The following is a 13,389-nucleotide window of genomic DNA, read 5'->3' as shown; positions in this document are numbered from 1 at the left end:
ACGCAGCGGCTACGCCGCCGACCACCTCACCCCGAGGTCCGATGCAAGATCCGGGTTAGCGTCTGTTCGTCGAGTCCAAAACGCCTTTTCCGAAGGAAGCGGCGGCCACCTCCGGCAGCCGCCTTTTTAGCCGGTGCGCAGACTGCGCGCAGACGGGGCAGATGTTTGAGCGTGGAAGGCGACGCTAGGTTGATCCCGTGATCTTTACTGGCGCGGTGGCGTCGCTTTTAGGTGCGACCGCGGTGTTCATCGATATGTTCGATCGCTGGCGCAGCGCCACGAACGTGATCGATGGTGGCGGCCCAGGCACGGATTACGCCGCGGAGCTGCGAAAGGTGAAGCGCCGTGCGGCACTGTCGATGGGGGGCCCGATTGTGATCGCCGTCGGCGCTGTCCTGACCTTGATCGGAGTGCGGTTTTGACTCACCTGCCGCCCGCCGTCGGGCATGCTCCCACGCTGCGGCGACCAGGCAAAGCACAGCCGGACGCCTACTACATCCGACTCTGACGACGATGGTGTGGTGGGCGCGCGCGGTGACTCCTCTGGCCCCGGCCTGTTACACCCGCTGTCACTGCCGATTGGCCACGCCACTCGAGATGCAGGACGTGCTTGGCCTTTCGCACCGGTACGAGGAACGGCGGGTGCGCTCGGGCCGGAAAACCCGAGAAACCGAGCGCTCCGCCACCGCTAGTCGACGGTCTGGACGACATGATCAGGACGTGCAGGCACGGCCCTAGACTTCGATCATGAGGTCGAACCAGATTCTGATCGCCTTAACCTCAGGCGACTCGCCTGCACTAGGGAACATCTGGCGGATCACGGCGAAGAAGGCAGACTTTTACCTTGATCCAATCGGCGAGCCCGGCCGCAGTTTCCACCTCTCCGTGCACGGTCCAAACGGTCGCTTCGATGGGCACCGGTTCCACATCAAGATGGACCGCCGAGCGGTCTCAGCAGCGAGGGCTCGCGGTCACTTTGTCCACCACGGGATACCTCGCGGAGGACAAGCGTTCGACGGAGAGTCGATTCCCGGTACTAAGGCCTTCCGCGTCGCTCGCATCCGTTGGACCTGGCACCTGCAACGAAAACGCTTTCGGTCTGCCGCTGTCTCCGGCCCGGCACCCGAACTTTCTGACCACCAGTCGGGTGCCCGCATGGCAACACCCTTGGCGCCCAACAGCACCTGGGATATCGACGTGGTTGTTTCTTACGGTGAGCCTCACTGGACGGACCCGGTCACGACCCTTAGACGCAACGCGCGATTGGGACCCCTGCGTAACGAGGCGGGGCTCTGGCTGACTGCAACTTCTCACCACCGGCTGCCGTTAACCTCCCCAACGCCCCCGGACTTGTGTCCCCGGCCTCCGCGGTTGGACGAATCCCCAAACCGGATCATGGGCGGTGGGCTGGGACCCCACGGGGCTGCTGGTATGTACTGGTTCGTTGAAACTGTCACATCACGTGAGCTCATCAAGGCGAGTGCGGCTGCAGATAGATGATTCGCGACGAGGAGGACGAAGCTCAAGTCGCCTTGCGGCGGCAACCTCAATGGCGGTTCAGCTCACGATCTGCGGCACACGGGCAACCACTTGGTTGCGCAGTCTGGCGCATCGACTCGTGAGCTGATGCAGCGGATGGGGCACTCGACCATGCGGGCTGCGTTGATTTACCAGCACGCCACGGAGGCGCGCTCGATGGAGCTGGCGGACCGCCTGAATGAGCTCGTTCGGGCTCAGCGGGGCAAGGGCGCGGAGGGCTGAGATGGCCTCTTTGGGGATGTCGCTTGTGCACGTAGGTTGCACGCGGGCAACTTCCGAGCGTCGTGTGACCGGCCCAAGGGCCTTTAGGCGTCTGACCTGTGGTTTCGTGTCGGAGCGAGCGACGGGAATCGAACCCGCGTATCCAGCTTGGGAAGCTGGCGCTCTACCATTGAGCTACGCTCGCGCGGCCACCCGTGAGGCCGGTGGGTGGCACGAGCCGAAAGTGTAACCGACGTCGAAGTGGTGTGAGTGCGGCCGTCCAGTGGCTCCTCGACCGTACGGAACTGGCCACTCGACTGAGGGTGGGGCGCGCGGGTCAGCCGCGTGGCGAGGAGGCCACCCAGCCGCCGGTCGAACCGCCGCCGCGGCGCGGCCGAGGTGGACGCATCAGGCCGGGCCCGGCCCCGGGTGGCAGGTCGGATGGGCCGCCGTCGCCGGCGCCGACGCCGAGCAGGCTGCGGGTCAGGTGCTCGGCGTCTGACAACAGGTCATCGAGCGCGGCGGTCAGGTGCCCGTCGGTGAGGTCGGTACCTTCGGCGCCCTCGATGGCGGCCATCAGCACGGCGCGGCGCACGAGCTCCTTGGCGAACGAGGCGGTCGTGCCGGCCGAGCGGGCAGCGGCATCCGCCATGGCCTTCTCACCGAACAGGTCGCGACCGTAGAGCCGCAGCAGCGCGAGCCGACCGGCCTCGTCGGGCAGCGGGATCTCGACGGCGAGGTCGACGCGCCCAGGGCGCTGCGACAGGGCAACCTCCAGGTCGTCGACGCGGTTGGTCGTGAGCAGAAACGCCACGTCGGCGTCGGAGTCGAGCCCGTCGAGGGCGTCCAGCACCTCGAAGAGCAGCGGTGAGGAGCCCATGCCGATCGAGCGGTCCTCAGCCACCAGGTCACAGTCCTCGAGCACGACGATGGCCGGCTGGTGGGCCCGGACGATCTTGGCGGCCGCGTGGATGTACTCCAGGGCGCCACCGCTCAACAGCACCGCGGTCGTGCCGGGCGAGGCGCTGAGCAGGTAGCGCACCGTGTGCGTCTTGCCGGTGCCGGGCGGGCCGTAGAGCAGCACCCCCCGCTTGAGGTGCTGCCCGTGGGCCTGCAGCCGCGCGCGCTGCTCGCCGATGCCGACGACGTGAGCCACCACCTTGTCGAGCTGGTGGTCGGGCAGCACGATGTCGTCCCTCGACAACGTCGGCCGCTCGAGAAAGCTCAACCCCGCCATGCCGCGCCCGTAGGGGTCGGTGCCGAAGGTGATCACCTGACCCTTGAGGATGCTGCGTTCGTCCATCAGCTCGCGCACGCGGCCGATGAGGGCGTCGGCGGTCTGGCGGTCGTTGGCCAGCACCTCGAGCGCACCCTCCTCTCTTCCGTACTGCCGGCTGGGCGACTGCTGGCGCACCGCGACGGGTGACCCGTCGAACCAGAAGAGACGGATGCCGGAGGCGACGATCTGGCGCTTGTCGTCGGGCCCCGGGCCGGTTGACGCATTCGCGTAGTCGACCTGACCGACGCGAAAGTTCATGCCGTGCATCCCGTTCTGCAGCAGGTCGCCCAGCGTCATGTGGTGGCGCATGTCGCCGCCGCCGCCGCCGATGCCGATCACGGTCGGTCGGGCATCCACTCCCGGGGTCTTCTCGCCCTCGGCGATCTCGTCGAGCGCGATGTCGGCGTCGACGACCCGGTGCACCGGGATCTGCTCGGCGACGACGGGAAGGCTGCCCACGTCGTGCCCGAGGTGGGCGGTGAGACGGTCGAACAGGCGCTCGCCTTCGCCGCCGGAGTCTGCGAGCACGTGGACGTGCTCCATGAACTTCGAGAAGGCCGTCACGAAGTCGCGGGTCTGCTCGTCAATCCCCTGTGGTTGGCTCATGACCCCAAACCTAGGAGGCGAGGGCGCCGGGAGGGAGGGGTGACGTGGGTCGAGTTCGGCTCTGCTGTCTCGGGTCTAGTGAGCTCGTCGGTTCGTACCCCGACTTGGTGTTGGGCGGGTCAAGGTTTGTGCAAACCTCTAGATATCCGCCCAAACAGTGCCCTAGCCTGCGGTGCCCCCACCTGCCCCCACCTGCCCCCATCTGCCTCACCTGCCTCACCTGCCCCACCCCTTGTTCGTCTCGCCGCCTCCGGCGGTGAGTGGATGCCTCCCGACCCCTGAAGGAGCCCTGATGACCCGTCGTCGACGTACCCGAGGCCGCCAAGCGGTGATGGCGGCTTCGGCCGCGCTGGCCATGGCGGTCACGGGGCTTGCCTCAGCCGACCTGGCGAACGCCGGAAGCAACCCGCTGTTCGCCGGGGTGGCTCCGGCAGCGTCGCAGCCGTCGACACCAGCGGTCACCGCGGAGGCCAAGGCGAAGGCCAAGCCGGCCGGCAAGCTGAGCGAGCGAGAGCTGGCGGCCTTCCGCAAGAGCCAGGGCTACCAGGGCGACGGCGTGAAGGACAAGGTCTGGCTGACGTCGCTGCGAAAGCAGCTCGGCACCGGTGAGTTCGCCGGCGCGAAGGCCGGCGCCGCCGGGTCGGCGGTGGCGTCCTCGCCGATGTCGCTGGCCGCGAACACCCCGACGTCGGGCCCGGGATACTCCTACCTCGGCTGGATGGCCCAGCGCCGGCAGGAGACCTCGAGCGCGTGCGGCAAGGCGACGGTCGTCGAGATGTCGGCGACGGTGCCCGGCCCGAGCAGCTCCTATCTGACTCAGTCGGCGGTGGCCACCTACCTGGGTGAGACCACCAGCTCGGCGACGAACATCACCGAAGAGCTGTCGGCCCTCGGGCACTTCGTGGGGACCCCGAACTTCGGCCGGAGCTTCTACTCGGCCCGGTGGATCTCGGACCCTCCCACCACCTCGCAGAAGACCCAGTTTCTTGCTGATCTCAAGAGCGACATCGCGGACTACCGCACGCCGGTCACGGCCGGGGTCATCGAGGTGGCCGGCGGCCCCCACCTGGTGGGGCACCCGAACCTCAAGCGGATCGAGCACTGGGTCATCGCCGGCGGCTGGAACACGAACAACAAGACCGTCTGGTACGCCGACTCGTGGACCGGCTACGGCTACCCCATCCCGGCCAAGAGCTGGATCTCGATGAACACGTTCCTGGTGGCCGTGGGGGGCTGGGCCTACCTGTGGTGACGCGCCGGGCGGTCCGGCCGGCGGTGGTGGCGGTGCTGGCGATGGCCTGCCCGGTCGCGCTGTCCGCCTGTTCTACGAGCGTCCCCGCTCCGTCGGCGACGCTGACGCAGGAGGCGTCGACGGGGACAGCGAAGCCGTCCGAACCGCGCACGGTGACGCCGAGCACGACGGCCTCGGCCACCACCCGACCCACACCGTCATCGTCGGCTACCGGTTCGACCGCGGCGCTCACGGTGAAGAACGAGGCGGCCTGTCTCGTGAAGGAACCCGCCGAGCTCAAGGCGCACGTCGAGTCCGGGTGGCAACCACCCATCGAGGGTGGCCAGTTCCAGGCCCTGACCGTCGCGGGCGAGACCGTGTACGGCTTCGGTGGGGCCAACGGTGACGTCTACGCCGTCGACGTCAGGAACAAGACCGTGGCCAAGCTGGCCACGACCTCGGCCGACGCCTCGCCCGCCTGGATGATCGCCTCTCCCAAGCATCTGGTGTGGTTGACCTACGACTCCGCTGCCGACCCGACGACGTGGAGCCTCTACGCCGCTGACCGCTCGGGAGCGAACCGCAAGCGCATCGCCGGCTCCCCGGCCGACCACCGGGAGGGCGAGGGGCGCGCCACCCAGCCCGCGATGGTGGGCGAGCGGGTGGCCTGGACCCAGGCGGTCGGCACCCGCACCGACCTCTCGGCCGTGCAGGTCATGGACCTCGACACCGGCCGCACCTCCACGCTCGCCCAGGGCAACCTCTTCCCGCCCGTGGCGATGGGCGCCAGCTTCGTGTACGGCGAGCTGACGAAGGGCCAATGGTCGCTCCACGCCGCCGACGCCGCCACGCTGCGGCCGGTCGCCCTGCCCCGGGACCTCCCGGTGAAGGGCGGCATCGGGCACCTCGCGGCCACCCCCGAACGGTTGCTCTGGGGGAGTGCCGACTACACCACCCTGAGTGTGTGGGAGCCGTCGAAGCGCACCGTGGTCCGTTACCGACTGCCGGCCGGAGACGAGCACGCGTTCCAGTTTCTGCAGCCGACCGGCAACCACGTGGCCTGGTTCGCGTCGTGGCCCTACAGCATCCTCGACCTGCGCAGCGGGGCGCTCTACGACGTGGGCAAGGACGTCAGCGTGGCGTCGGCCGACGGCCGGGTCGCCGTCTCGTGGGAGAAGAAGCTCAGCGCGGGCAACAGCGGCCAGCGCGCGCCCGCGAAGGTGAGCATCATCGCCGAGGCCGACCTGCCCCCGGCCCCCACCTGCCGCTGAGTGGCTGCGACACCGTTCGGTCGGGCGCGATAGCCTCGACGGCGTGCTGCTCTCAGACAAGGACATCCGGGCCGAGATCGCCGCGGAGCGCGTCGTGCTCGACCCGTGGGACCCCCAGATGGTCCAGCCGTCGAGCGTCGACGTACGGCTCGACAAGTACTTCCGGCTCTTCGACAACCACAAGTACCCCTACATCGACCCGGCCGCCGAGCAGCCCGATCTGACTCGCCTCGTCGAGGTCAGCGGCGACGACGACAGGTTCGTGCTGCATCCGGGCGAGTTCGTGCTCGGCTCGTCGCTGGAGGCCGTGACGCTGCCCGACGACCTCGCGGCCCGCGTCGAGGGCAAGAGCTCGCTCGGCCGGCTGGGGTTGCTCACCCACGCCACGGCCGGCTTCGTCGACCCCGGGTTCTCAGGCCATGTCACGCTCGAGCTGAGCAACGTGGCAACGCTGCCGATCATGCTCTACCCGGGCATGAAGATCGGTCAGCTGTGCTTCTTCCGACTCAGCTCGCCGGCCGAGAACCCGTACGGCTCAGCGGCGTACGGCTCGCACTATCAGGGCCAGCGGGGGCCGACCGCCAGCCGGTCGTTCAAGAACTTCCACCGCTCACCAGTGTGAGCGCGGCCTTCAGCGACACCGACGCCGCCACCCACCCAGGGCGGATGCCGCTGGCCTCGTTGGCCTGGAACGCCCGACCCGCGCACGCCGGGGTCGTCGTGCTCGTGGTGCACGGAGGCGCCGTCGAGGGTCGCCAGCCCAACCGGGTGTGGTCGCACAACGTCATCCGGATGCTGCCGTTCGCGCGGGCCCTCGCGAAGGTGCCGGGGCCGATCGCGGTGGCCCGGCTCCGGATGCGCTACCGGGGCTGGAACGGCGAGGAGGCCTCGCCGCTGCTCGACGCCCGGTGGGCCCTACGGCAGCTTCGCGCGGCCTACCCCGGCCGCCCGATCGCGCTCGTCGGCCATTCGATGGGCGGCCGGGTCGCTCTGCACCTCGGCGACGAACCCGACGTCGGCCTCGTGCTGGGGCTCTCGCCGTGGATCGAGAAGGGTGACCCCCGGCCCGGCGCCGGCCGCCGAACCGTGCTGATCCACGGTGACCGCGACGTCATCTGCCCGTTGTGGGGCTCGCGCCGCACCGTCGAGGAGATGGTGGCGCAGGGCAGAGAGGCCGCGCTGATCCGGGTCGCCCGGTCAGACCACGCCATGCTGCTGCGGGCCGGGCTCTGGACGAGGCTCGTGACCGAGGTGGTTCAGGTCGCGTTCGCCGACGAGCTCGGTAGAGCAGCCGGCGACGGCGGGCACGAGGGGCGCGAGGGGCACGATCCGGCATCCGCAGGTCTCGACCGGATCGACGCGGTGGTGCAGACGGCTGTGCACCGGGGCGGCATCCTCGATCTCTGACCGCGCGGATCGTCCCGGCCCGGGCGGCGATCAGGAGACCTGAGCCTCGGCCGTCGTGTCTCTTTCGAGACCTGATCGTGCACACGGGACCGAGGGCGCACCATCTGTTTTGGGTACGTTGGAACTCATGATCCGCTTCGAAGGCGTGACCAAGAAGTACGGCGACGGCTCCGGGGGCGAGTCGATCGCGGTCAACAACTTCTCTCTCGAGGCTCCCACGGGGCGCATCACGGTGCTCGTCGGGCCATCGGGTTGCGGCAAGACGACGACCCTGCGCATGGTCAACCGGATGATCGACCCCACGTCGGGCGTCATCACGATCGACGACCGCAACACGGCCGACCTTCCCCTTGCCGAGCTGCGCCGTGGCATCGGCTACGTCATCCAGCACGCCGGCCTCTTCCCGCACCGCACCGTGCTCGACAATGTCACCACGGTGCCTCGCCTGCTCGGCACCGACAAGAAGACCGCTCGCCTTCGGGCGATGGAGCTCATCGAGCGCGTCGGGCTCGACCCCGATCTCGCCAAGCGCTACCCGGCCCAGCTCTCGGGCGGTCAGCAGCAGCGCGTGGGCGTGGCGCGGGCGCTGGCTGCCGACCCGCCCGTCATGCTCATGGACGAGCCGTTCTCGGCCGTCGACCCCGTGGTTCGCGAACAGCTGCAGAACGAGTTTCTGCGTCTGCAGTCCGAGCTCGGCAAGACGATCCTGTTCGTCACCCACGACATCGACGAGGCCGTCAAGCTCGGCGACCAGGTCGCCGTGCTGCGCGTCGGCGGCACCCTCGCGCAGCTCGCCACCCCGGCGCAGCTGCTGGCCGACCCGGTCGACGACTTCGTGGCCGGCTTCGTCGGTCGCGACCGCGGCTACCGCGCCCTACAGTTCGCCGAGGCGCCCGAGCTCGAGCTGACGAACGAGCCGACGGTGACGATCGGTACGTCGGCGTCCGAGGTTCGCGCCGTCGGGCAGCCGTGGGTGCTCTGCGTCGGTGACGACGGCGAGCCGATGGGCTGGGTGCGGGCCGGCGCCGTCAGTGGCGAGGTCACCCGCGACCTGCTGCAGCGCGGCGGCACTGTGGCCTCCACCGCGGGTTCGCTTCGCGCGCTGCTGGATGCCGCTCTCAGCTCGCCCAGCGGGCGGGGCGTCGTCGCTGACGCCGACGGCCGGTTCGCCGGCACGATCCGTGCGTCCGAGGTGGTTCCCGTGATCGAGGCTCGGCAGCAGTCGGTGGCCGAGCGTGAGGATGCCGCGGCGTCGGCCCTGCAGGGTGAGGCGACACCCGCGTGACCTGGGCTCTCGACCACCTCGACCAGATCTTCACGCTGGCGGGGCAGCACGCCTGGCTGGCCGGACTCCCGCTGCTGATCGGGTTGGTCATCTCGGTGCCGCTGGGCTGGTTGGCCACGCGCAAGGCGTGGCTGCGCACCGGGCTGCTCACCGTGACCGGGTTGCTCTACACGATTCCCTCGTTGGCCCTGTTCATCCTGCTGCCGCCACTGCTCGGCACCAAGGTGCTCGACCCCGCCAACGTCATCATCGCGATGAGTATCTACACCATTGCCCTGCTCACCCGCACCGTCGCCGACGGGCTCTCCGCCGTCGACACCTCCACCCGGCAAGCGGCCGTCGCGATGGGCTACAGCACCTTCGGCCGGTTCCGGGCCGTCGACCTCCCGCTGGCGATCCCCGTGGTGGCTGCGGGTTTGCGGGTCGCTGCGGTGAGCAACGTCAGCATCGTCAGCGTCGCGTCGCTGATCGGCATATCGCAGCTCGGCTACTTCCTCACCGACGGCTACGCCCGCTCCTTCCCGACCGAGGTCTGGGTCGGGATCGTCGCCTGTCTGCTGCTGGCGCTCGTCTTCGACCTCGTCATCCAGCTGTTGGCCAGAGTGCTCACCCCCTGGACGCGGGTGGCCGCATGATCACCTTCGCCACCGTGTGGGCCTGGTTCACCGACCCCGCCAACTGGCAGGGCGCCGACGGCGTTCCGACCCGGATGCTCGAACACCTGAAGTTCACCGGCATCACGCTCGCCATCGCGCTGGTCATCGCCGTACCGATCGGCGCCTGGGTCGGGCACAGCGGGCGGATGCGGTGGCTGGTCACCGGCGCCAACGCGGCCCGGGCGATCCCCACCCTGGGCCTGCTCTTCGCCGTCTCGATGCTGGTCTCGCCGCTGTTCACCAGCAGCCTCGCCTTCACCGTGCCGAGCATCGCCGTGCTTGTGCTGCTCGCCATTCCGCCGCTGCTCTCGGGCACCTACTCGGGCATCGAGAGCGTCGACCCGGCGGCCCGTGACGCGGCCCGGGGGATGGGCATGTCGGACTGGGAGGTGCTGACGCGCGTCGAGCTGCCGTGCGCCATGCCGCTGTTCCTCTCCGGCCTGCGCAGCGCCACCCTCCAGGTGATCGCGACCGCCACGATCGCGGCCTCCATCAGTCTCGGTGGACTGGGCCGCTACCTCATCGACGGGCTGGCCTCGCAGGACTACGTGCAGATGGTGGCGGGCTCGATCCTGGTGGCTCTGCTCGCTCTCGTCGCCGACCTGGTGCTGGCCCTGCTCGAACGATTCGCCGTCTCCCCGGGAATCAGCGGCCGGGGTCAGGGCGTTGCCCGCAGACGCCGTCTGCGCTTCGGACGGGGCGGCGACGCCGCAGCATCCGTCAAGAACAGCACCGATGCACCCCTTGGTGCCGACCCTGCCTAGTCGACCGACCTCCGGCAGACCTTTCGAAAGGGAACGACAATGACACGCACCCGCACCATGGCCGTCGGCCTTCTGCTGGCCGCAGTGGTCCCCCTCGCTGCCTGTGGCGGTGGTGGCGACCCGCTGGCCACCGACACCCAGCCGGGCGCCGGTGGTTCGACCGCTGCCGCAGCAGGAGCGGTGAAGGTCGGATCGGCCAACTTCCCCGAGGCGTCCCTGCTCGGCGAGGTCTACGCCCAGGCCCTCGAGGCCAAGGGCATGACGGTCACCCGGAAGTTCGACATCGGCACCCGCGAGACCTACCTCAAGGCGATCACCAACAAGGAGGTCGACCTCGTTCCCGAGTACTCCGGATCGCTGCTGACCTTCTACAACAAGGATGCCAAGGTCACGGCGCCCGACGAGGTGTACGCCGAGCTGCAGAAGGCACTGCCCGAGGGTCTGACGGTGCTCGACAAGTCGGCCGCCGAGGACAAGAACTCGATGGTCGTCACCAAGGACACCGCGAGCCAGTGGTCGCTGAAGTCGATCGCTGACCTCGCCGCCCACAACAGCGAGCTGAGCATCGGGGCCCCGCCCGAGTTCAAGACCCGCCAGCAGGGCCTCGTCGGTCTGAAGTCGGCCTACAACGTCGTGCCGAGCCAGTTCCGGCCGCTGCAGCCTCAGGCCACGGTCGACGCGCTGAAGAACGGCCAGGTCAAGGCCGCGAACATCTTCAGCACCGACCCGTCGATCGCTGCCAACGGCTTCGTCGTGCTCGAAGACCCGAAGAGCCTCTTCGGCTCTGACAACATCGTGCCGCTCGTGCGCACCGAGAAGGCTGACGCCCTCAAGCCGGTGCTCAACGCCGTCTCGGCCAAGCTCGACACCCCGGCGCTGGCCGGCATGGTCAAGGAGGTCGTCGTCGACAAGAAGGACGCCAAGGACGTCGCCAAGGCCTGGCTCGCCAGCGTCGGTCTCGGCTGAGGCAGCTCCAGCGGCTCCGGTCATCGAGACTGAGCAAGCAACCGCCACCCCGTGCCGTTCATCGGCGCGGGGTGGACCGCTTCTGCGTCTCGCGGGAATGCGGCAGAGTCGAGAACCGTTCTCATCTACGAGCGGCGCCGTCCGCCACGAGAGGAAGATCCAATGGCCAGACACACCGACCTTCGACCGGTCATCACGCTCCGGTCAACCGCCGGAACCGGGTTCGCGTACACCACGCGCAAGAACCGCCGCACCCAGCCCGACCGGCTGGTGCTGAAGAAGTTCGACCCGATCGCCGGTCAGCACGTCGACTTCCGCGAGACCCGCTGATCCGCAAGACCCACTGACCCGCAAGACCCGCTGATCCAGCCAAGAGCCGGCCTGCGACCCGCGCAACACCAGAGCGGCCCCTTCCCTTGTGGGAAGGGGCCGCTCTGGTGTTCCGTGTCAGACGGTGGCCCGCAGCGTCTCTCGGGTGAGCACCTCGACGGGCTGGGCCGGGGCCGGCTCGCTCTCGGGCATGAACGACCGGGTCACCTCGATGCAGCTGCGCAACACCGCGACCAGCCTCGCCTCGGTGTCCGCCGTGCACGAGATCGCGATGCTCTCGACGGCCAGTGCGGAGATCTTCGGAGCCGAGCGTTCCTTCAGGGGCTGGCCACTGGTGCCGGCCGACGCCATGAACGAACGGGCCCACTTCTCGGCGAGAGGGGCCTCGTCGAGTGCGGCGCGTGACGCCTGGCTGAGGGGAGCCCCGTGGGCGACCGCGGGGTTGCGCGAGACCTCTGCGGCCAGGATGGCGATGGCCATCAGGTTCTGACGTTCCTCGGGCGCCACCGGTAAGGCGGACCGAGCCGCGCAGAGCACGATCTCGGCATCGACCTGGGGGTCGGTGGGGTGCAGACCGATGACCTCGTTGATCATCGGCGTCAGCTGTTGGCGGGTCGCATCGTCGGCCAGGTCGTTGACACACCGGGCCACCGTGGCGAGCAGCGGATGCGTGCAGGCGGGGTGGTCGCTCCACTGCTCTCCGGCCAGAAAGGAGGCCATCTCCATGAAGCAGGCGCCCTTGCGAGCGTTGCGGTGGCGCCCGCGTGACAGGATCGGCACCCCGTCTGGCACGAAACTCGCTGCGCGTCTGAACATCGTTCCTCCCGGATTCGTCAGGACCTCATTGCCAAGCATGCGCGTGATTGCTGCGAAAGGCCACCCCTGCGCCGGCATCCGCACTGACATGGGGGCGTCGCACGGCTCTCCGCCTTCCCAGGCCGTCGTCCATCGCACTGGTCGTCTCCTGGGTGAACCGTCGGCTACGGTCTGCGGATGAGGCGTACGCCGGGGTGGACGCGCACGTGGACGAGATGCTCGAGGCGTCTTTCCGTCCTCGTCACCGGGCCAACAGGTCGGCGGCCGTTAGGCGTGCCCGCTGCGGTCGAGGAGTCTGTTGCCGCGGCTGCAGCGCGTGGACCTGTGTTGACCGAGCCGTGGGCTCTTCCGGCGGGCGAGGGGTGAGCCGCCGTTCGGTGGTCGTTCGCCTCGTGCTCGTCGCGGCTCTCGTCGCGGTCGCTGTCGTGGTGCAGATCCGGGTCGGCCTACCCAGTCAGGCCGATCTGCGGTCTCTGCTCGACGGGGTCGGACCGGTGGCGGTGCCGGTCTTCATCGCGCTCTACGTCGGCATCTCGCTCTTGCCGGCCGGCCCGACCGCTCTGGTGACGATCGCGGGGGGAGCGGTGCTCGGCCTGCCCGTCGCGCTGCCCGCCGTGCTCGTCGCCGCGGTGCTCGGGGCCAGCGTGTCGTTCCTGGTCGCCCGGCGACTCGGCGGGGACGTCGTGCGAAGGGTGGGCAGTGACCGCGTGCGGCGCCTCGACGACTCCGTCCGCGCGCACGGCTTCGGCACCGTGCTGATGGCCCGGTTGGTACCGCTGCTGCCGTTCAGCACGCTCAACTATGCCTTCGGGCTGACCTCGGTGACTGCGCGTTCCTACGTGCTCGCCACCGCGGTCGGGATAGTCCCCGGAACCACGCTCTACGTCACGGTCGGTGCCTACGGCACCCGGCCCGGCTCGTGGCCGTTCGTGATCGCCGTCGTCGGGCTCGTGGTGCTCTCCGGGGTCGGCTTGCTCCGCTCACGACGGTCCGCCTCGCCCTGAGATGCCACCGAGTCAAAGAGGCCACTCGACGTGC

General features: G+C 69.1%; 13 protein-coding genes and 1 tRNA gene. 11 read left to right on the top strand and 3 right to left on the bottom strand.

The genetic code is table 11. The features are described from left to right. Nucleotides 1–197: 197 nt before the first annotated feature. Nucleotides 198–422: a hypothetical protein gene (locus BA895_RS13330; protein ID WP_070192385.1), complete on the top strand. Its 225-nt coding sequence runs from the start codon at nucleotides 198–200 to the stop codon at nucleotides 420–422. Between the two features lie 1,452 nt (nucleotides 423–1,874). On the opposite strand, the gene BA895_RS13320 is transcribed toward BA895_RS13330, so the two are convergent. Both BA895_RS13320 and BA895_RS13315 read right to left on the bottom strand, forming a co-directional pair. Further along, nucleotides 1,875–1,945, bottom strand: a tRNA-Gly gene (locus BA895_RS13320). A 132-nt stretch (nucleotides 1,946–2,077) separates the two neighbouring features. Then, the gene (locus BA895_RS13315; RefSeq protein ID WP_083283326.1) at nucleotides 2,078–3,625 is read right to left on the bottom strand and encodes an AAA family ATPase; all 1,548 of its coding nucleotides are present in this window, start codon (nucleotides 3,623–3,625) and stop codon (nucleotides 2,078–2,080) included. 292 nt (nucleotides 3,626–3,917) lie between these two features. On the opposite strand from BA895_RS13315, the gene BA895_RS13310 reads away from it, so the two are divergent. The 9 genes from BA895_RS13310 (at nucleotide 3,918) to rpmG (ending at nucleotide 11,535) form a co-directional block, all read left to right on the top strand. Beyond that, nucleotides 3,918–4,877, top strand: coding sequence for a hypothetical protein (locus BA895_RS13310; RefSeq protein ID WP_139142650.1), 960 nt, complete (start codon nucleotides 3,918–3,920; stop codon nucleotides 4,875–4,877). Between the two features lie 152 nt (nucleotides 4,878–5,029). Then, entirely contained in the window at nucleotides 5,030–6,127 is a 1,098-nt protein-coding gene (locus BA895_RS13305; protein WP_139142649.1) for a hypothetical protein, read from the top strand. Between the two features lie 43 nt (nucleotides 6,128–6,170). After that, nucleotides 6,171–6,749: a dCTP deaminase gene (dcd, locus tag BA895_RS13300; RefSeq protein ID WP_070192381.1), complete on the top strand. Its 579-nt coding sequence runs from the start codon at nucleotides 6,171–6,173 to the stop codon at nucleotides 6,747–6,749. Next, on the top strand, nucleotides 6,746–7,534 hold the full coding sequence (locus BA895_RS13295; RefSeq protein WP_254666459.1) for an alpha/beta fold hydrolase: 789 nt from the start codon (nucleotides 6,746–6,748) through the stop codon (nucleotides 7,532–7,534). The genes dcd and BA895_RS13295 overlap by 4 nt, the downstream gene beginning before the upstream one ends. Nucleotides 7,535–7,661: 127 nt before the next feature. Further along, nucleotides 7,662–8,819 carry an ABC transporter ATP-binding protein gene (locus tag BA895_RS13290; protein WP_070192380.1) on the top strand — a complete coding sequence of 386 codons (1,158 nt, stop codon included), beginning with the start codon at nucleotides 7,662–7,664 and terminating at the stop codon, nucleotides 8,817–8,819. Further along, nucleotides 8,816–9,454, top strand: a complete 639-nt coding sequence (locus tag BA895_RS13285; RefSeq protein WP_070192379.1) for an ABC transporter permease — start codon at nucleotides 8,816–8,818, stop codon at nucleotides 9,452–9,454. The genes BA895_RS13290 and BA895_RS13285 overlap by 4 nt, the downstream gene beginning before the upstream one ends. Then, the gene (locus BA895_RS13280) at nucleotides 9,451–10,239 is read left to right on the top strand and encodes an ABC transporter permease (RefSeq protein ID WP_070192378.1); all 789 of its coding nucleotides are present in this window, start codon (nucleotides 9,451–9,453) and stop codon (nucleotides 10,237–10,239) included. The genes BA895_RS13285 and BA895_RS13280 overlap by 4 nt, the downstream gene beginning before the upstream one ends. A 39-nt stretch (nucleotides 10,240–10,278) precedes the next feature. Next, nucleotides 10,279–11,205, top strand: coding sequence for an ABC transporter substrate-binding protein (locus tag BA895_RS13275; RefSeq protein ID WP_070192377.1), 927 nt, complete (start codon nucleotides 10,279–10,281; stop codon nucleotides 11,203–11,205). 162 nt (nucleotides 11,206–11,367) lie between these two features. Beyond that, a complete protein-coding gene (gene rpmG, locus BA895_RS13270) occupies nucleotides 11,368–11,535 on the top strand; it encodes a 50S ribosomal protein L33 (protein ID WP_070192376.1) in 168 nt (55 codons plus the stop codon). A gap of 117 nt (nucleotides 11,536–11,652) precedes the next feature. Here the strand turns inward: rpmG and BA895_RS13265 are convergent, their stop codons facing one another. Further along, nucleotides 11,653–12,351: a hypothetical protein gene (locus BA895_RS13265; protein WP_070192375.1), complete on the bottom strand. Its 699-nt coding sequence runs from the start codon at nucleotides 12,349–12,351 to the stop codon at nucleotides 11,653–11,655. Between the two features lie 362 nt (nucleotides 12,352–12,713). Here BA895_RS13265 and BA895_RS13260 point away from each other — a divergent pair, with 362 nt between their 5' ends. Then, entirely contained in the window at nucleotides 12,714–13,355 is a 642-nt protein-coding gene (locus BA895_RS13260) for a TVP38/TMEM64 family protein (RefSeq protein ID WP_175442322.1), read from the top strand. The last annotated feature ends 34 nt before the right edge of the window (nucleotides 13,356–13,389 follow it).

This window comes from Humibacillus sp. DSM 29435, from assembly GCF_001758225.1.
Classification (GTDB): domain Bacteria; phylum Actinomycetota; class Actinomycetes; order Actinomycetales; family Dermatophilaceae; genus DSM-29435.
Note: the sequence above shows the minus strand (reverse complement) of the source record. Positions and strands in the feature narration are given on the sequence as shown.